General features: G+C 30.9%; 15 protein-coding genes and 2 riboswitches. All 15 genes read right to left on the bottom strand.

The window, feature by feature from the left end:
• Positions 1 to 14: 14 nt before the first annotated feature.
• Positions 15 to 1469: an IMP dehydrogenase gene (gene guaB, locus ACTNBA_RS02630; protein ID WP_441072367.1), complete on the bottom strand. Its 1455-nt coding sequence runs from the start codon at positions 1467 to 1469 to the stop codon at positions 15 to 17.
• Positions 1470 to 1715: 246 nt separating this feature from the next.
• Positions 1716 to 1814, bottom strand: a riboswitch (purine riboswitch).
• Between the two features lie 190 nt (positions 1815 to 2004).
• Entirely contained in the window at positions 2005 to 4740 is a 2736-nt protein-coding gene (locus tag ACTNBA_RS02635) for a VWA domain-containing protein (protein WP_441072369.1), read from the bottom strand.
• Positions 4741 to 4825: 85 nt separating this feature from the next.
• On the bottom strand, positions 4826 to 5320 hold the full coding sequence (locus ACTNBA_RS02640; RefSeq protein ID WP_441072371.1) for a prepilin-type N-terminal cleavage/methylation domain-containing protein: 495 nt from the start codon (positions 5318 to 5320) through the stop codon (positions 4826 to 4828).
• Between the two features lie 19 nt (positions 5321 to 5339).
• Positions 5340 to 7364 (bottom strand): pilus assembly FimT family protein, encoded by a 2025-nt coding sequence (locus tag ACTNBA_RS02645; RefSeq protein WP_441072373.1) that lies wholly within the window; start codon positions 7362 to 7364, stop codon positions 5340 to 5342.
• Positions 7365 to 7419: 55 nt separating this feature from the next.
• On the bottom strand, positions 7420 to 8280 hold the full coding sequence (locus ACTNBA_RS02650; protein ID WP_441072375.1) for a type IV pilus modification PilV family protein: 861 nt from the start codon (positions 8278 to 8280) through the stop codon (positions 7420 to 7422).
• Complete coding sequence (locus tag ACTNBA_RS02655; RefSeq protein ID WP_441072377.1) at positions 8267 to 9514, bottom strand: type 4a pilus biogenesis protein PilO; 1248 nt, start codon at positions 9512 to 9514, stop codon at positions 8267 to 8269. Before ACTNBA_RS02655 ends, ACTNBA_RS02650 begins: the two co-directional genes overlap by 14 nt.
• Positions 9501 to 10076 carry a PilN domain-containing protein gene (locus ACTNBA_RS02660; RefSeq protein WP_441072378.1) on the bottom strand — a complete coding sequence of 192 codons (576 nt, stop codon included), beginning with the start codon at positions 10074 to 10076 and terminating at the stop codon, positions 9501 to 9503. The genes ACTNBA_RS02655 and ACTNBA_RS02660 overlap by 14 nt, the downstream gene beginning before the upstream one ends.
• A gap of 8 nt (positions 10077 to 10084) precedes the next feature.
• Positions 10085 to 11350 carry a pilus assembly protein PilM gene (pilM, locus tag ACTNBA_RS02665; RefSeq protein ID WP_441072380.1) on the bottom strand — a complete coding sequence of 422 codons (1266 nt, stop codon included), beginning with the start codon at positions 11348 to 11350 and terminating at the stop codon, positions 10085 to 10087.
• Positions 11351 to 11961: 611 nt separating this feature from the next.
• Complete coding sequence (locus ACTNBA_RS02670; protein ID WP_441072382.1) at positions 11962 to 12393, bottom strand: type II secretion system protein; 432 nt, start codon at positions 12391 to 12393, stop codon at positions 11962 to 11964.
• 137 nt (positions 12394 to 12530) lie between these two features.
• The gene (locus tag ACTNBA_RS02675) at positions 12531 to 13736 is read right to left on the bottom strand and encodes a type II secretion system F family protein (RefSeq protein ID WP_441072384.1); all 1206 of its coding nucleotides are present in this window, start codon (positions 13734 to 13736) and stop codon (positions 12531 to 12533) included.
• A gap of 18 nt (positions 13737 to 13754) precedes the next feature.
• A complete protein-coding gene (locus ACTNBA_RS02680; protein WP_441072386.1) occupies positions 13755 to 15443 on the bottom strand; it encodes a GspE/PulE family protein in 1689 nt (562 codons plus the stop codon).
• A gap of 85 nt (positions 15444 to 15528) precedes the next feature.
• Positions 15529 to 16266, bottom strand: a complete 738-nt coding sequence (locus tag ACTNBA_RS02685) for a prepilin peptidase (protein ID WP_441072388.1) — start codon at positions 16264 to 16266, stop codon at positions 15529 to 15531.
• Positions 16267 to 16363: 97 nt separating this feature from the next.
• Positions 16364 to 16448: riboswitch (cyclic di-GMP riboswitch) on the bottom strand.
• Between the two features lie 317 nt (positions 16449 to 16765).
• Positions 16766 to 18394, bottom strand: coding sequence for a chaperonin GroEL (gene groL, locus ACTNBA_RS02690; protein ID WP_346847189.1), 1629 nt, complete (start codon positions 18392 to 18394; stop codon positions 16766 to 16768).
• 56 nt (positions 18395 to 18450) lie between these two features.
• Positions 18451 to 18735, bottom strand: coding sequence for a co-chaperone GroES (groES, locus tag ACTNBA_RS02695; RefSeq protein WP_035130475.1), 285 nt, complete (start codon positions 18733 to 18735; stop codon positions 18451 to 18453).
• 195 nt (positions 18736 to 18930) lie between these two features.
• Complete coding sequence (locus ACTNBA_RS02700) at positions 18931 to 19647, bottom strand: TVP38/TMEM64 family protein (protein WP_441072391.1); 717 nt, start codon at positions 19645 to 19647, stop codon at positions 18931 to 18933.
• Positions 19648 to 19693 lie beyond the last annotated feature (46 nt).

Raw genomic sequence — 19693 nt, forward strand, 5'->3', positions numbered from 1 at the left:
CTCTCCTTCTTAGATTATTGATTTACACTATAATTTGGAGCTTCCTTAGTAATTACTATATCATGTGGATGACTTTCTCTAAATCCAGCTGAAGTTTGAACTACGAAGTTTGCAGTTTCATATAAATCTTTTAGTGTAGGTGCTCCTAAATATCCCATTCCTGAGCGAATACCACCAATTAATTGGTATATAGTATCTACTACGCTACCCTTAAATGGAAGTCTTCCTTCAACACCTTCTGGTACTAATTTCTTGTTATCTTCTTGGAAATATCTATCCTTACTTCCGTTTGCCATAGCTCCTAAAGAACCCATTCCTCTATATACCTTGTAACTTCTACCTTGATATATTTCTATTTCACCAGGTGCTTCTTCGCAACCAGCAAACATTGAACCCATCATACAAACTTTTGCTCCGGCAGCTAATGCCTTAACGATATCTCCTGAATATTTTATTCCTCCATCAGCTATAACTGGAACTCCTGATTTTTCTGCTTCTTCAACACAGTCCATAACTGCTGTAAGTTGAGGAACTCCAACTCCTGCAACTACTCTTGTAGTACAGATAGATCCAGGTCCTATACCAACTTTAACACAATCTGCTCCAGCTTCTATTAAAGCTCTTGTACCTTCTGCTGTTGCAATATTACCTGCTATAACTTGAAGCTCTGGATATTTTTCTTTAACTTCTCTTACTGCATCTATAACACCTTTAGAGTGTCCATGTGCTGTATCTATAGTAATGACATCTACGTGAGCTTTAACTAAAGCATCAACTCTTATCATCATATCCTTTGTAACTCCTACTGCAGCTCCACAAAGTAATCTTCCTGAAGCATCCTTTGCAGCATTAGGGAATTTCACAGCCTTTTCTATATCCTTTATAGTAATTAATCCTTTAAGATTAAAATCTTTATCTACTAAAGGTAATTTCTCAATTTTATGTTTTGCAAGTATTGTCTTAGCTTCTTCAATACTTGTTCCCTCTTTTGCAGTAACTAGATTCTCACTAGTCATCACTTCACTTACTTTTTTACTATAATCAGTTTCAAACACTATATCTCTATTAGTAATTATACCAACTAATTTTCCATTTTCAGTTACCGGCACTCCAGATATTCTATATCTTGACATTATGTTTAATGCATCTTGTATAACATTATCTTTTCCTATGGAGAATGGATTTACAATTACTCCATTTTCTTGTCTTTTAACTGTATCTACTTCGCTTGCTTGAGCTTCTATAGACATATTCTTATGGATAATTCCAATTCCACCTTCACGGGCCATAGCTATTGCCATCTTACTTTCAGTTACTGTATCCATTCCAGCACTTATTAGTGGTAAATTAAGAGCTATAGTTTTAGTTAAGTTTGTTTTAAAGCTAACATCCTTTGGTAAAACTTCAGATTTATTTGGAACTAATAATACGTCATCAAAAGTGTATCCTTGTTTTAATATCTTTGCCATAATTTAAATCCTCTCCTTCTATATTATTTTCTTTATAATTAACTTTAGTTATACTTATAATCTGAAATCAATTAAAATTATATAATTAAATTCTCTAACATAGTTTTTGTTTATATTTTAAATTTAATTAAAACATAAACAAAAACATGCTTAATTCACTTTCCACCCATAATATAACTCCTTTAGAGTTCATACTATGTACATACAAGTAAAATTAAGCATGTCCATAAATTCATTGAAATCTATAACATGATTACTTTTACTCATAGTCAGAAATTTATCGGTTTCCGGTAGAAACTCCTTGCCATATTCAAGGGATATATGAGTTATTTATTCATAATTTATTAATTGATTACACCTATTTTATTTAAAATAAGTATGTTTGTCAAGGAAAACTTTTAACCTATTTTCTAAATTTTGTAGAAATTTATCGACTTATATAATAATTATACATTACTAATGAGAATTTTTCCATTATCTCACTATAATTAATCCAAAAATTATAGTGAGATAATGTATATTTATACTTAAAATTTTAAAATAAATCTGGTAAAGCTTCTCCTTTAAGCCTGAAAGTTTTTTCTTCCTTATTAAATATAATATTATTCTCATAAGAACCACTCTCTTCACTAGAAGCATCCTCTGGCATCTTGCACTGATATTTTATAACAATGTGAGTTTCTACCTTTATATCTGGAGGTAGCTTAATATTATAGCAGTTCTGACCTAATTTCGTTCCAATACTAGTTATAGTACACTCCATAGGCACTAAATTACCACCTTTAAGAGTATATACCTTTATCTTGCTTAAATCCTGTAAATCTATATCCTTATTTATTCTAAGCTCCACATTTACATTACTAGATAATATAGTAGCTACAGAGGCTATATTAACCTTCATATCATTAGCTATACGTACTTCTCCTTCAGTAACACCATATCCACTACTTGTGACTCCATTATCTAAACCATGTATTAAGTCTATTACTGGAGATATTAAATTCACTTTAGGGGTTTGTATGCCCTTCGTAACCTCTTTTTTACGCAAATTTTTATAGGCTATAACATTATTATCTCCAAAGGATAAAGTTCCGCTTTTGTCTTCTTTAGGTTTTATTGTAAAGCTTACTTTATAGGATTCATTATTAGCTTGATATTTTCCATCACCTTTACTTTCATAGACAACAGTTGGCCCTTTAATAGTAGCTATTCCATCTTTATAAGATTTAACACTAGAAACCATGGTAAAATTATCACCTAAGTTCAACTTTAATTCTGTTGGAATTTCATAAGTCATATATCTTCCTTGAGATATTATTCTACCAGCTAAGTTACCCATTAAGGGGTTCTTTATATCATCGCCATTTTTATCTTTGCTTATAAAATAATTATCCACGGTTTTTCCTATTTTTTTATGCAGCATATCTAAGCTTCCATTTCCTGTTTCTAATAAATTTAAGCTCATGATATTATATTTTTCATCACTTAAATCAGGAAGCTTTTTGTCCTCATAGTTCAAATGATTCGATGCAATTAATACCATATATTTATCTGCATCAGGATTTTTACCATCAAGTATTGTCTTTGCCTCTCCCATGGCATTGTCTATCTGCCTTGCATTATTATCTTCTGGCCCTTTATCTTCAATATCTATAGCTTGAATCATATTTACTATTTCATTTCGATTATTAGTTAGCTCAGAATGTACTACATATTTATTATTAAAAGTTATTAAACTAAAATTTACATTATCCCCTGCTAAGCCACTATTATTTATCAATGAATTTATCAAAGCAGTTTTTATCTCATCTAATTTACCACTTTTAAGCATAAACTTTGACACATCCAACACTATAGCTATATCTTTTTTTCTCATATTACTACTATCTTCATAGGTGAAATCTTCTCCTATTACATCATAGGTTACCTTTATTTCATCTCCTGGATAAGCCTCTACTTCACTTTGGCTTGTTAAATTAGCCCTAATATTAGGTAATTCATTTTTGTCTATATTAATACTTATACTAGGTACTGGAGCAGTTATAATCTCATTATCTTTCCAAGGGAAACTCACTGTAGACCCTGCAAAGAGTTCATGCTGCCCTGTTACTTCACTTTTAATTACAAATTTGAATGTCACAGGATCTGCTGTATAGGTAACCTTCCCCTCTCTAATTTCACCATCAGTTTTATACAGTACATTATCAATATCTACTTTATTTCCTCCAACCTTTAGAGAAAAATCTGATTTAAGGTTCATATGCATCTCTACATTATTAATTGGATAACTATCTATTATTTTATCAGCAATTTCACTAAATATTTTATCTATAGCTCCATTACTAGATTCAAAGAAGCTCTTACTTTCGTCATAATCAGTACCATTCGGAAGTCTCCCACCCATAGATTTGTGAATTTCTTTCATTCTATAAATCCCATCATCATTCATACCATATCCTACAGTAAATACATTATACTTTTTGCCTTTTATTAAATTACCTATTCCTTTTGCATACCCTAAATCCTTTAGTTTAGGAGTGTCTGAAGTTCCATCTCCACTCCTATTAACATAGCCACCTTCTTCATTTTCTATATCTAAATAATAATCTTTTTGATTATCGTAGTAAGATTCATAATAATCTAAATAGTAATATTTTTCGCTAGTGTAAAATGTAGGAATACCATCAGACATTAAAACCACTGTCTTATTTGCATCTTTATCTTTAGATGTACTAAGTAGGTAGGCAGCTTTTCTTAAGCCTTCCCCAGTATTAGTACCTCCATCAGCCTTTAAATTATCTATAACTGTTTTCAGCTCATTTACCTTATTGGCATCTATTAATATTTCTTTATCTACTTTTTTAATACTGGCATTACTTGAATAGGCTACTATCCCAATCTTTAAATTAGGCACATTCTTCATTTTATCTACAAAGCTCTTTGCTGCTTTTTTTAGTTCTGCTATCTTTGTAGAGGATTTACCATTTACATATACATTGTCCGCCATACTCCCAGATACATCTAGTACCAATACTATTTCTTTAGCTGGAACTTCAGCTTCAAAGTCTTTAGGAATTATTTCTCCACTGACAGTAATATCTTCTCCTACCTTAGGGAATTCAGGGGATACTGAATTTATCTTTACCTCAAAGGCAGGCTTTGTTGCTACTTCAGCGCTGGCATTTGATGCAGAAGTCATTACTAAGGTAGCTGTCATGCAGAGAATAAGCCCTATGCATAATATTGCTTTATAACCGATTCTTTTTTTCATTTTATCCACCTCCATCACCATTAGTAGGTTGTTAACAGACTTCATTGCCTTATAGGGAACTTTATTCCCAATGAAGCTTAAATCATTAATTTTTATGACTATTTCTAAATAAAAAAGTCTCTTTTACTGAATAATCTATATCCTCTTCTTTTAATGACAATCTAACTTCTATACTCTTTTTCACATTATCTGAAGTCTCTATGTGATGTAAATGTGAACCAATAAGCCTTTTACCATCCTCTTTTGTAGATAGATAAACATTATTTTCTTCAATGATAAATTCAGCTCCTTCATCAGTTACTGTGCCATCATCTTCAACCTTTGAAAAGGTTATAGTTTTTACAGTACCATCAAGTTCTTTGTACACTTTACATTTAGTAGCTGCCATGGCATGTTTAGATATACTATCTAAAATAACCTTAGCTTCATATTGAAGGTCTGATCTAGTGTTTATCTCCTCTAGCTTTCTTTCATTAGAAAAGAAAAAGGAGAATATGAATGAAGTAACTATAGCTAAAAGCCCTAATGCTATCACTAATTCTATTAAGGTTACTCCTTTTTTCTTTCTATTTAAAATCATAATCCCACTACCTTATAACTTATTTTTCTAGTGTCCATTTTTCCTTTGTAATCAAATCTGTAGCTAGTATAGTTCTCTCTGTTATTAAGTTTTTACCTTGAGTAAAGATAAAATCTAATACACCCTTATTCTTCTTATCTTTTATCTCATCTTCTGATAATTTAGCAGTTCCTATTAACCCCTTAGAATTCTTTATATTTATATCTTTTAGGGATATAATGGTACCTTTATAATCCTTAGTTCCATTGTAATTTACATCACCCTTTGTCACCACTATATAACTTATGTCCTTAGATTCTTCCCTATTAAATTCTGTGTTATAGGTTGCCTCTTTATTTTCACGTCTTAAGATAAGCTTATCATCATTAATTTCAATGTCCCTATTTTCATCATCATTTAATAGAATTACCATGTTTTCAAGCTGAATAATGTTACCCCTATTATCAATTAATGAAGATACACCATCCCAGTTTATTTGATTTTCTACATTATAAATAGCCTTACCCTGTTGAAATTTATTCACATCAAAGTCTTCATCTCCCATATAATAAACAGCTTGTACAAATCCTTTCTTCATATTTTCTACTTTGTCAAGTTCTTCGGTATTTAGGTTTACTGAATTTCCATGGGCTTTTCCCCCTGAAATATAGGCTCCAGCAGTATAGGTTTTCTGTGGAAGGGATATTCCCTTTGCTCTAATATCAGCATCACTTGAATTACTATAATCTACAAAGTGCTCTGCTTTATCTACCACATTTAAAGGTTGTCCTTGTGCATTTTTAGTTATAAGGACTAAGGGATCTAAATACTCATATTGGCTATCCTTATAATTCCCATTAGAATCCTTGGCATAGGCCTTATAATTCCCCTTTAAGGCTACAGACTCCCCTGTCTGATAAGGCTCTTTATGAGTCTTTATATAAGCAGAACCCATTAGGTATGCACTGTCACTAACTGTTAAATTACCCTTATTATTAGGCCACTTCATGGAATTAATTATTATAGAACTAGAACCCCTAACAACCTGTCCATTGTCTGTAGGCAAAGCAATATTCAAATCATTAAAACCATAAAGGTTTTTTATATTAATTTTTGCATCACTAGCTCCTATAACTAAATCATTAGCTAGATATAGCTCTGCCTTACTGGAATCTACATCTATACCACTATCCACATCACCATCTGCTAAACTACCTAAAAATATATTCTCAGCATAAACCTTATTATCAACTTCTTTATCCTCTAAAGTTATTGCTTTAAGATTTACCTTACTTTTGTCTACGGTAATATTGGCAGCGGTGTTAACTTGTCCTTTAAATTCTATATCAGTATTATTTATCTCAATTCCACCCTTATACTTATCTGCCGTTGGATTATTAACCATATTTTCACTTCGTAAACCCTGAATCCAAAGGTTTCCGTCCACTTCTACCTTACCTTCCTTAACATGGGATGAATCAGTAGCAATAGTTAAGTTTCCATCAGCAGCTAGAGTATAGTTTATTAATTTAGATGTGTTTCCATCGGCTTTATCAAGGATTCTATAAGCTTCTGGTGTAACTAAATTATAAGCTACACTCACCACTCTCTCTTTGCCTTTATCATCTTGATAGGTAGAAGTTAACTTAACAATTTTATAATCTAAATCCCCTTTTTTTATTGTTGGAGCTTTTAACTCACACTTAACTTCTGCCTTATTACTATTTACTACATATTCTCCCGATACGTAATCTATAAGATTATCATCTATATAATCCTTATAAACCCCTTTGAAAATTTCATTTTGCTTCTTTATTATAGTCTCCTTATTACCTGCCGCTATGCCTTCCTCTATAGCTATCTCTACTACTTTAGTGATTCTAGCATATGCCTTATCAATTCCAGATTCAGCAGAATAGAGATTTTTAACCCTATTGTTCTCTTCTACTCTTAGCTTATAGTTTGCATAGGTGGCTCCTAGCATAGCCAGTGCTAAGGTAGCTAATATACCAAACACAGCTATTACAAGTAACATAGATGAACCTTTAGTCTTTCTTTTTCTCATCTTCTCCCTCCTCTTAATTTAATAACTCTATTAAAACCCCTTTTAATTAATTATTCTATTTAAGTAGTTCTAAATTCATATTTTCTACTACTTCCCCATTTCTATTAGCTCTTAATTCTACAAAGTACAATTTTTCATTGATAATATCCTCACTATGTTGAACCTCTTCGATTAATTCTATTTGTCCATTAAATTTAGATATTATTACATCTTGCCTTTCAGATACTTTTTCCCCATTAAATAGATATATTTTTAAGTTTTCTGTATGGCTCTTATTTTCTACACTTAAATTTAACTTCTTTTCACTGTCTTCATTTAAGCATATAAGTAATGAATTAGTTTCTGGTTTAGGAATAGCAATGATACTTCCCCCATAAGTAACATTTATCTCCCCTGCTTCTTTCATTTCAATAAAGACTTCCTCTGATGGTGTAGCTAAGTTATCTGATAGTTTTTTTATAGCTTCTTCTATAACCTCCTTACCATTTGATATAGATATGGACCCCCTATTAAAATATATAGTTCTATCGACTTCCATTTCACTAACCTTATTATTAATGACCTGGGACTGTTCTTTTATAGACCCATCTATGGAAAATCCATTTATTTCGCCACTTATTGAATATATTAATTTATCATCTTCCCCTGTAGCTTCACTTAAAGTAATGCCATTATTTAAAGGCTTTGATAAAGCACTTGAAAAATTATCTATAGCTTTAATATTTTCTATGGTTTCCTGAAGTACTGCCTTAGCTTGTTGTTTATTTTCTGTGGATTTATTTATTTTTACAGAAGTTAGTACTAAATTAGCTATAGGAATAAGAATAATTGAAATTAGAGCAAAGCTAATTATTACCTCTAGAAGAGTAAAACCTTTCTTACTTTTTCTAGATTTAGTAACTTTATTTATTAACATACTCCACCTTTCCTTCTGGTGTTATTTGCACCCTTGGACTAGTTTTATCATCATCAATTATGGTAAGTGAAACTTTCTTATCATTAGCATTATTTATTACCTTTATATTTGCTCCTACCTTATCATCAATACCTATACGTTTAGATGAGTATATTGCAATATTTATGTTTTCATCATCCACATTCCTAAGCTCTATACCATTTTTACTATAATCTGATGGATAGCTAGATTTCTCTGTTTTGTACTTAATATAGTACTTACCGCCTTCTTTATTTACCTGAATTTCCACATCTACCTTTTTATTTTCATCGTTATATATATAACTTTCTCTAGTTAAATCATTTTCCTTACCTAAAGTTAAACTTGGTAAATCCGAATTCACACCCTTTAAAGCCATGATTAGAACATAATTGTTTCCTTCACTAGTTCTTGATGTCATGGAGCTTTGACTTCCTTCTAAAAAAGGATTTTCCTTTCCATACTCCTCATCAAAAGTCCATTTTAAGTACTTTGAATCTTCATAAGGATTAATTTTTGGTATGGAGTAAAATTCTAAATCTAAAGTTCCAGAGACTTCATCATTTCCTGAGGCTGTTATGTTTATATTTGGCATAGCTAAAATTCTTTCATATTCTGATATTAGCTTTACAAACTTAGCAACGTTTTTATAGGTACCATTAAAGGATACAGATACCTTCATTTGCTCTACCTTATTTCCAGTTGACTCTCCTTTATCACTTTTAGTAGCTTGCTCTTCTCCAAGGTCTTTAGTTTCCTCTAGTTTTTCTTCCACATCTTCCTTGGTCTTTTCTTTACTAGACTCCTCTACTACTTGCTCTAGGGATGGCTGTTCCTTAGTGTCTGCTACTTCTGAAAAATAAGCTTCTATTGGAGAAACAGTAACCTCTGAAAAAGTTAAACTCCCCTTAATTCCAGCATCATTTAATAGTTTATTTAGCTCTATTATTATTCTATCTTGATAGATCTTAGGATATAAAAGCATAGATTTTGAACCTATACTATCCTTTAATATTTTTATATCACTTTTGTTCTTTGTAATAGTATTTATATTTAAAAGCATCTCATTATATTTCTCATTTAACTCTGATTCTTCCTGTTTAATTTCTTGCAATTTAGCATATTGCCTTTCATAAACCAGCTTATAATATGCTGTACATATAATTATGAGGACTAATACTCCTAATAAAAATTTTTCTCTTTTACTTACTTTCATTATAGTACGCCTCCTTTAGTTTACAGGTCATAGTAAAGGTAAATACTTCTTTTTCACCATCACCTAAGTCTGACACTATTCCACCTATATGAGATTCTTCTATGAATTCAATATTATTCATATTATGTTGAAACTCAGCAATAGTCTCTCTATTTGTAGCTGAAGCATTTATTTCTATAGAACCTGCTGCAAAATTCATAGATTTAAAATACACCTCTTTTGGAAGGGTATAATTTATCTCTTCAATAAAGTCTGGACTTAATTTATTTCTATCGATTATGCCATGGAAAATTTCATTTAACTTACTATTATAAGTAGAAAAGGTTTTTCTCTCTGTAGCTACCTCTAAACTTTCCTTATAACTTTCTACAAAAGCTTCTTCATTAATTTTATTATTAAGATCACTTATTGATTTTTCAGCTCTATAAATTCCAAAAGTATTAAATGACAAGGTTACTATAATACCCGCCCCAACTATAGCTGCTGCACTAAAAATTGCTTTCTTTACTCCTGCATCGCTTTCTTTATTTGTATCCACATAGAAAAAATTCAAATCATTCATAATCTCACCTACAATCTTACTAATGCACCTAATGCATTAACATACTCTTCAATGGTTGTTGTATTTACATTTTTACTAAATTCTATATTGTTAGCTGTAATTATTTTTGTAGTTTCTATTCCAGTCTTTAAGGATACATACTCATCTATTCCTCTTAACTTAGAAGTGCCACCGTATAAATATATATGACTTATCTTTTTCCCATTACTTTTATTAGTATAGAACTGAATAATTCTATTTAAATCCTCTAGCCAACCCTCTATGACTTCTACTACTCCATCATTAAGCTGATTTTCTTTCCTATGCTTTCCTACTTCAACCTGAGTCTTCTTTATTTCCTCTGCTTCCTCCATAGAAATTCCATTTAAATCTGCTATAAACTTATCTATCTCTATTCCACCAATGGGCATAACCCTTATAAATTCTAACTTGTTATTATTAACTATAGATAAATCTACACTTTTATAACCCAAGTCTAAGTACAAAATGGACTCCTCTTTATTTATTAAATCTACATTATATATATCTGCAATGCTGCTTAGTTTTCTTATGGAGTTGTTACTTATATCCAGAGCATAGGGATTTAAAAGTAATTTTTCAGCTAAGTTTCTATAGGATTCAATGAGATTTTTCGGATATATAATAGTAAATATCTTTTCCTTTCTTACCTCATCCACCATAACTTCTTCTAACCTCATAAATTGAATTACATAATTATTTAAATTTATAGCTAGAAATTGCTCTATCTCATAATTAACTAAGGTTTTTAATTCTTCATTATTCTCCACATAAGGAACTATAATCTCTCTACTTATGATTGTAGATGAAGAGGAAACTAAAGCTATATTTTTAGTTCTCACCCTTGAGGTTTTCATTTCTTCCTTCAACTTAATTAAGATGGATTCTTCGTTAAAAAGCTCTCCATCTTGAATAATATCCTCTGGAGATTTTATTTTCCTCATATTATAAACCTTTAATTTTCCACCCTTAACTTGTCCCTCTACAATTTTTATATCACTAGAGCCTATATCAAGACTTACAAGTCTTATACTCTTAGGCTTAGTCGGTTTACTATCATCAACTTTTTTTATTCTTTTAAATTTTAAATCCTGTAACTTTATATCTCTGTTCCATATGGATTCCTTCTTAGAATTTTCAACATCAATGCCTTTATGATCACCTTCCTTATTTAGTAAGGTACCATTATCTATATTTACTTGAATTTCCTTATTCTTTAATTCTTCACTGACCTTAGATTTACTAAACAAACTCAAAATTAGCACTCCCTTCTTCTTCAAATCCTTTATGTTCAATTAACAATATTTATATCTATTTTATATACACTAAGGCTCTAATAACTTAGCACCCTAGATAACTTTCAAATTCATTATTATTCTTTCATAACTTCTATTAATTTTCATATATCTTCTTTATTCCCCGAGAAATACTATGAATAATATTATTTTTTCATCATTAAATTACATTGCACAATTTAAAATTTTCTTTAATACTCCTTAAATTGAATATTTATCTATATACCTATTAAAATATGAAACTATAGGTCTATATAACTATTTGACTATGATTCTATAAACCTATAAAACTATTTAAATATATAGCTATTTAAACTTTTCTATATTTACCTATATAAATAGTTAACTATTTGTTGTGGTATCAATGATTTGTAGTGTTTTGCTATCTTAGTAGTTATGTATAATCTCTAAAATTTATATGTTTTTAGCTTTTTATGTTTTTATGTTCTTCCATGGTGAAAGTGTTGATATAAGTGGCGTTTAAGCTTGTAGAGAAATATTTTTATTTATTTTTAGAAACATAAGTGTAAAGAGTGGCTTTACACTTATGTTGAGTAGGCAATTAATAGGTTTTATTTATTATACTCTACACTGACTTCACTTATTTTTCCATCTGGATCAATTGTAAATACATAAGTATTAGCAACATTATCATCGATTTTTTGCTGTGGTTTTCCAATATCTTTAAGTTGAGTTTGAATTATTTTAATTTCATCATCATCTAATTCTTTTTTATCAACTGGTTCAGTAACTGTTCCACTAACAGCATTATACTTAACCTTTGTATCTGTTGTAACAGTAATTTGTTCATCAGCAGTTAACATTAATACAGTCCTTTTTACAGTTTCACAGCTTTGTTTATCTGCTTTAACCTTAGAGTTATTTCTTACTGCCGCGAAGTTTGGTATAGCTATTAATGCTATGATTGCCATTACTGCTAGAACTATGATTAGTTCTATTAGTGTAAAACCTTTTTTCTTTTTGTTGTTTGCTCTTTTTATCATTTAAAATGACCTCCTAATTATTTCTATTTATTTCTAAAGGGTTTCCCCTGGTTAGACCTGTTATTTTGTTTTGACTATGCTTTAAATAATTGTGAATACTTGACTTTCATATTAGTTAAAAGATAGGCTTGTCCTTTTTACATTACGTTGTACATTTCAAACATTGGAGTTAGGATGGAGATTATTAGGAATCCTACTACTACTCCCATTATCACTAGCATTATTGGGTCTAGGATTGTGGTGAAGGCTTCTATTGCTCTTTCTAGCTCTTCGTCGTAGAAGTCTGCTGTTTTGCTTAGGATGTTGTCTAATTCTCCAGCTTCTTCTCCAATTTTTATCATGGACCCTAGCATTGGTGGAAATAACTGTGATTCCTTTATGGCATCGGATAGTGTATCTCCAGCTAACATTCTTTCTTTTACTGTTTTTAGTTTTACATCTGCATATTTATTTTCTAATACTGCAGATACTACATCTATGGAGCTGGCTATGGATAGTCCTGCTCCTAAAACTGTAGATAATCCCCTTGAAAATCTTGATACTACAATCTTTTGATTTAAGTCTTTAAAGAGAGAGTTTTTCAGTTTATATTTACTGTACATATAAATTCCAGAGTCAACTCTCTTTGTATAATATTTAAAGCCTATTATTATACCTACAATAACAAGGCCTATTAATACACCGTAGTGCCTTATACCATCTCCTAGAGATAGTACTATCTTTGTCATGGCTGGAAGGTCTGAACCTGCTGATTCAAACATATCCATAAACATTGGCATTATATAGGTTAGAATAAATACCACTACAAACACTGTTACTGTGGCTAATATGCCTGGATAGATTAAGGCATTTTTTAATTTACCATTCATCTTGGTTTGCTTTTCATAGTAAGTGGCCATCCTATTCATGATGGAATCTAGGGTACCACTTTGTTCACCAACTTGAATCATGCTTATAAGTAAGGTTGGAAATTCATTAGAGTATTTACCCATGGCTACAGATAATTCTTCACCTTTTCTTATATCTTCATCTACTTTTACAAGGACTTCCCTTAGCTTCTTGTTAGGTATTTGCTCTGCTAAAAGACTTATGGCATTAGTTATGGAAACACCAGCTTCTATCATGGTAGCTAGTTGTCTACAAAATATAGATATATCCTTGTTGTTAACCTTATTTCTCTTTCCTAGAATAATCTCCTTACTACCTATAGCTTCCTCAATGGACAGTGGTGAATATCCACTAGATACCATAAGGTTAAGTACCTCTTCCCTACTCCTACATTCATGTACTCCTTGAATAACTTCACCCTTAGAGCTAATAGCCTTATATTTATATTTAGACATAATTTAGTTCTCCTTCCTCTACAAGTTATCCATAAATATTATCTTCATCATTTCTTCCATTGTGGTTTCACCTTTAAGAACTAACTCTCTACAACTATCTGATAAAGTCTTCATACCTTTTTTAACAGCTTCATCCTTTAATTCTTCTGGGTTATTAGATTTTATAATTAAATCTTTTATATCTCTATCTACATTCATTATTTCATAGACTCCAAGTCTGCCACTATAACCAGTATAATTACAGCTAGCACAACCCTTGCCTCTATGAAGAGTTATTTTATCATCACTATTTAAGTTAAGAAGTTTCCTTTCAGCTTCATCACCCTCATAGGCTTCCTTACAGCTTGGACATATTCTTCTAACCAGTCTTTGAGCTATTACTCCTTTTATGGCAGTGGCCACTAAGAAAGGTTCAACTCCCATATCTATAAGTCTTATTACTGAGGATGGTGCATCATTTGTGTGTAGTGTACTAAGAACCAGGTGACCTGTTATGGCAGCTCTTATACCAACTTCAGCAGTCTCGCTATCTCTCATCTCCCCTACCATTACTACATCAGGGTCTTGTCTTAATATAGACCTTAAGCCTGCAGCAAAGGTAAGTTCTACCTTACTATTTACATTTACTTGATTTATTCCATCCATGGAGTATTCCACGGGGTCTTCTACAGTAACTATGTTCTTATTAATATCATTAAGTTCCCCTAAAATAGTATATAGAGTGGTGGATTTTCCACTTCCTGTAGGTCCTGTTACTAAAATTATTCCATGGGGTGCAGATATGATATTTTCAAGATTTTTTATATTTTCACTACTCATGCCCAGATTATCTTTTCCAATTTTATAGTTGCTTCTATCTAGTATTCTTATTACAACCTTTTCTCCTGTGATAAGAGGTATTATAGACACACGCATGTCTATATTTTTATTATTGATTACAGTAACTATTCTTCCATCCTGAGGAATTCTTTTTTCAGCTATGTTAAGATTTGCTAGAATTTTTATTCTAGTAACTATGCCTGGAAGTACATCAATATTTAAAGATGATATTTCTTCTAGCTGACCATCTATTCTATATCTAACTCTTATATATTTTTCATAGGGCTCTATATGAATATCTGAAGCTCTTTGTTCCACTGCATTTTTAAGTAGGGAATCCACTAGTTTTACAGTGGGAGCATTTTTAACTTCATCAATCTTTTCTATATCTTCCGTCTTATTATGAAACACTATCCTAGACCTGGTTATCTCTTCTACAGCACTTTCCACATTTCTATCTGAATAATACTTTTCCGTAGCCTTATGGATGTCATCCTTTGTGGATATATAAGGTTCCACTCTTAGTCCTGTAGTTATAGCTACATCATCCATAGCAAATATATTTAAAGGATCTGATACAGCTACCTTTATTACTCCATCAGCAGTATAAAAAGGGAATAATTCATATTTTCTACATAAGCCTTCGTTAACTAATTTAACAGCCTTAGAATCTACATCTATATTACTTAATGTTACTCTTTCAATACCTAACTGTTCTTGAAGTACCTCTATAATAATATCCTCTGTTACTATACCTTCATCGATTAATAATTCTCCCAGTTTTTTTCTCTTTACCTTTTGAATCTCTAAGGCTTCTGATAATTGTGACCTGGTAATTTTATTTGCCTTTACTAGCAAGTCACCTAGTCTGACAGTATTCCTTGCCATTTCTCTCCACCTCACCTTTACAATTAATTTATTTGTCCTTATCTAAAAGTTTTATACTTCTTTTTATTTCTTAAAACTCCTTATATTAAATGAAATTTAATATATATTGTTCTCCAATGATTAAAACTATATATGCTCCCATAGCCAAGCTAGGTCCTAAAGGAATATACTCATCCTTTGATTTCTTTTTTGATGCAATTAACATAACTGCAATTGTTCCTCCTATAATGAAGGATATGAGTAAAAAGTATATCTCTAATTTCCATCCTAGAAATAATCCACATAATACTGCTATTTCAATATCTCCAACACCCATGCCACCAGTTAAAACATATATTAAACCAATAACACCTAGGCCTATTAATCCCCCAATAATATAGTTAGTTATACTATGGGAGTATGCTACAGTTTCTATAAGGATAAAGATTATACCCACTGCCATTCCACTATAAACTACACTAGAATACACATCTGTAGTATCATAATCAATAAGGGCTATGACTATTAAAAATAGAGTTAAAAGGGAATACTTAAAAAAGCTTAACCCTATGCCATATCTAAGATATATTCCTACTAATAAAATCCCTGTAAGCCCTTCTACTAAGGGATATCTCATAGAAATCTTAGATTCACAATATCTACATTTACCCTTAAGCCATAGATAACTTACTATTGGAAATAAATCCTTCCATTTCAATCTAGTATCACAATTTCCACAATGGGAAGGTGGACTAATTAATGACTGATTGTTAGGTATTCTATAAATACATACATTTAAAAAACTTCCTATTACTACTCCATATAAAAATACTATAAAACCCATAATTTATTATCCTTTTACATTTATTTCTATTTAGAAATCATTATACTATATTTTTACATATGTGTATATAAAATACACGCAAAAAAACCGACTAAATTTATAATTTAGCCGGTTGTACCATTAACTCAACAACTTTCAAGGTACCCAAATAAAAAAGTTGCATCATTGTATCTAAACTTACTTTCTTTTTATATAAACTTACTTTCTTTTTATATAAATTTATTTTACATTTATATAAATTTGTTTTATTGTTGTATAAATTTATAAATGTTAAACATATTATACTATAATTTGTATTATATTTCTATATACTTTCCTTGTTATGTGTTATTTTATTACATTTATCCTTAAAATCCACTGTTTTAAAGGTTTTTATAGACTTTGTAGATAATTAAATTGATAAAATTTGGAGAGAATTTATGTGAACATTAATTATGGATGTAAAAAAAGACTTCCATGAAAACTTCATGAAAGTCTTAATTCTATTTAATATTTAATTTTAGTACATTCCGTCCATTCCCATTCCTGGTGCACCTGGCATTGGAACTGGGTTCTTTTCTGGAATATCAACAACAGCAGCTTCTGTTGTTAAGAATGTTGATGCTACAGATGCAGCATTTTGAAGTGCGCTTCTTGTAACCTTAGTTGGGTCAACTATTCCAGCTTTAATCATATCTACATATTCAGCATTTAATGCATCATAGCCTATTTCTGTAGCTGAATTTCTAACTCTTTCAACTACTACTGAAGCTTCTGCACCAGCATTTGTAGCTATTTGTCTTAATGGCTCTTCAAGAGCTCTTCTTACAATGTTAATACCTACTTGGATTTCTGAAACCTCTGAAGTTAGTTTAGCAACTGCTTCTATTGCATTAATATAAACAGTTCCACCACCTGCAACGATACCTTCTTCAACTGCAGCTTTTGTAGCAGCAAGAGCATCTTCAATTCTTAATTTCTTTTCTTTTAATTCTGTTTCAGTAGCAGCACCAACTTTGATTACTGCAACTCCACCAGCAAGTTTTGCAAGTCTTTCATTTAATTTTTCTTTATCAAATTCAGAAGTTGTATCTTCCATTTGTTTCTTAATTTGATTTACTCTAGATGCTATATTTTCTTTTGCACCTTTTCCATTTACGATAACAGTGTTTTCTTTAGTAACTTTAACACTATCAGCTCTTCCTAACATTTCAATAGTTGCATCTTTAATGTCGTGTCCTAATTCTTCTGAAATTACTGTACCACCTGTAAGTATTGCTATATCTTCAAGCATTTCTTTTCTTCTATCACCAAAGCCTGGAGCTTTAACAGCAACACATGTAAATGTTCCTCTTAATTTATTAACTACTAAAGTAGCTATTGCTTCACCTTCAACATCTTCAGCAATTATTAAAAGTTTTTTACCTTGCTGTACTATTTGCTCAAGAATTGGAAGTAATTCTTGGATGTTAGATATTTTCTTATCAGTTATTAAAATGTATGGATTATCAAGTACAGATTCCATCTTATCTGTGTCAGTTACCATATATGCACTTAAATATCCTCTATCAAATTGCATACCTTCAACAACATCAAGTTCAGTTCCCATTGTTTTAGACTCTTCTACAGCTATAACACCTTCGTTACCTACTTTATCCATTGCTGTAGCTATTAGAGCTCCAACTTCCTCGTCTGCTGCTGATATAGCTGCAACTCTTGCTATGTCTTCTTTTCCATCTACTTGTCTAGAGTATTTTTTTATTTCTTCAACTGCTGTATCTACAGCCATTCTTATACCATTTCTAAGTAACATTGGGTTTGAACCAGCTGTTACATTCTTAAGTCCTTCTCTTATGATCGCTTGAGCAAGTACTGTAGCAGTTGTAGTTCCGTCTCCAGCTACATCGTTTGTTTTGTTTGCAACTTCTTTTACAAGTTGTGCTCCCATATTCTCATATGCATCTTCAAGTTCTATTTCTCTAGCTATTGTAACACCATCATTTGTTATAAGTGGTGAACCAAATTTTTTATCTAATATAACATTTCTTCCCTTTGGTCCTAAAGTTACCTTAACTGTATCTGCAAGTACGTCTACACCTCTTTGCATAGCTCTTCTTGATTCTTCTCCGAATAAAATACTTTTAGCCATATTCATTTACCTCCTATGATATGTGAATTTCTTAGCTTATCATTAAAATATATTACTTATTCTAATATTGCTAATATGTCTTCTTGCTTTAATATAATATATTCTTGTCCTTGTAATTTAACTTCTGTTCCTGCAAATTTAGAAAATAATATCTTATCTCCTATTTTCACTTCCATCTTAATTTCTCTTCCATGAGAATAAGTTCCTGGACCTACTGCAACGACTTCTGCCTCTTGTGGTTTTTCTTTTGCAGTACCTGCTAGAACTATTCCTCCTTTAGTTATTTCCTCAGATTCTAATCTTTTGATTACAACTCTGTCGCCTAATGGTCTGATATTCATAAAAAACCCTCCTAATTGTTAGTTATTTATATAATTTTTTTATTTATCTTTATTTATTAGCACTCACGACTATTGAGTGCTAACTACAATATAATAATATATAATTATTATTTTATAAGCAAATCTTTTATTTTAATAGAACCTGGTAAAATAAGCGAATATATTAAAATATCTCACTCATGGTAATATTTTCTCTTATTTTCTCTTATTTTTACCTTTATGCTTTAAGGCTCTATGGAAAAAGTCTATAATGCTATGTCCTTTAAGTATTCCGACTAAAAATAAGACTCCTGATACTACCCCTATAATTATCATAGATACATAGTCCCCTCTATGTATACCGTGGCCAAACATGGCAGATGTGATTATCCATGGTAATCTACCAGCAGAAGAATATAATATAAAATCCCTTAGAGTTACATTGGATATACCAGCTACATAAACTAATATATCTTTAGGTATTCCAGGTATAAAGTATATTACAAAGATAACTATATTATTACTTCCAGCATCTAATATTCTCTTTATCTTAGTTAAATTATTTTTTTCAATAAGCTTATTTATATACTTTTTCCCAAATAATTTAGCTATAAAATAAGCAACTACACTTCCAAGAATTATCCCTACTGCAGAGGCAATTCCTCCTACTAAAGGTCCGAATATGTATCCACCTGCTACTTGAACAACTTCTCCTGGTATAAAGAATATTATTACTTGTATCATTTGTAGCACTACAAAGGCAATTATACTATAACTACCAAAGGATAGTATTAATTTTTTTAATTCTTCTGGATCTCTAAATACAGTGAATTTCTTGGAAAATTCCCAATAGGCTATTAATAATACTACTATAACTATAGTCCATATTACTCCATTTGTTACATACTTTTTTATCTTATTTTTATTCTCCATACCTTTCCCACCTTGTATACCCTTAGTTTATGTTCTATATATCAAC

Source organism: Clostridium sulfidigenes (genome assembly GCF_052067195.1).
In the GTDB taxonomy this organism is placed as follows: Bacteria; Bacillota; Clostridia; order Clostridiales; family Clostridiaceae; genus Clostridium_J; species Clostridium_J sulfidigenes.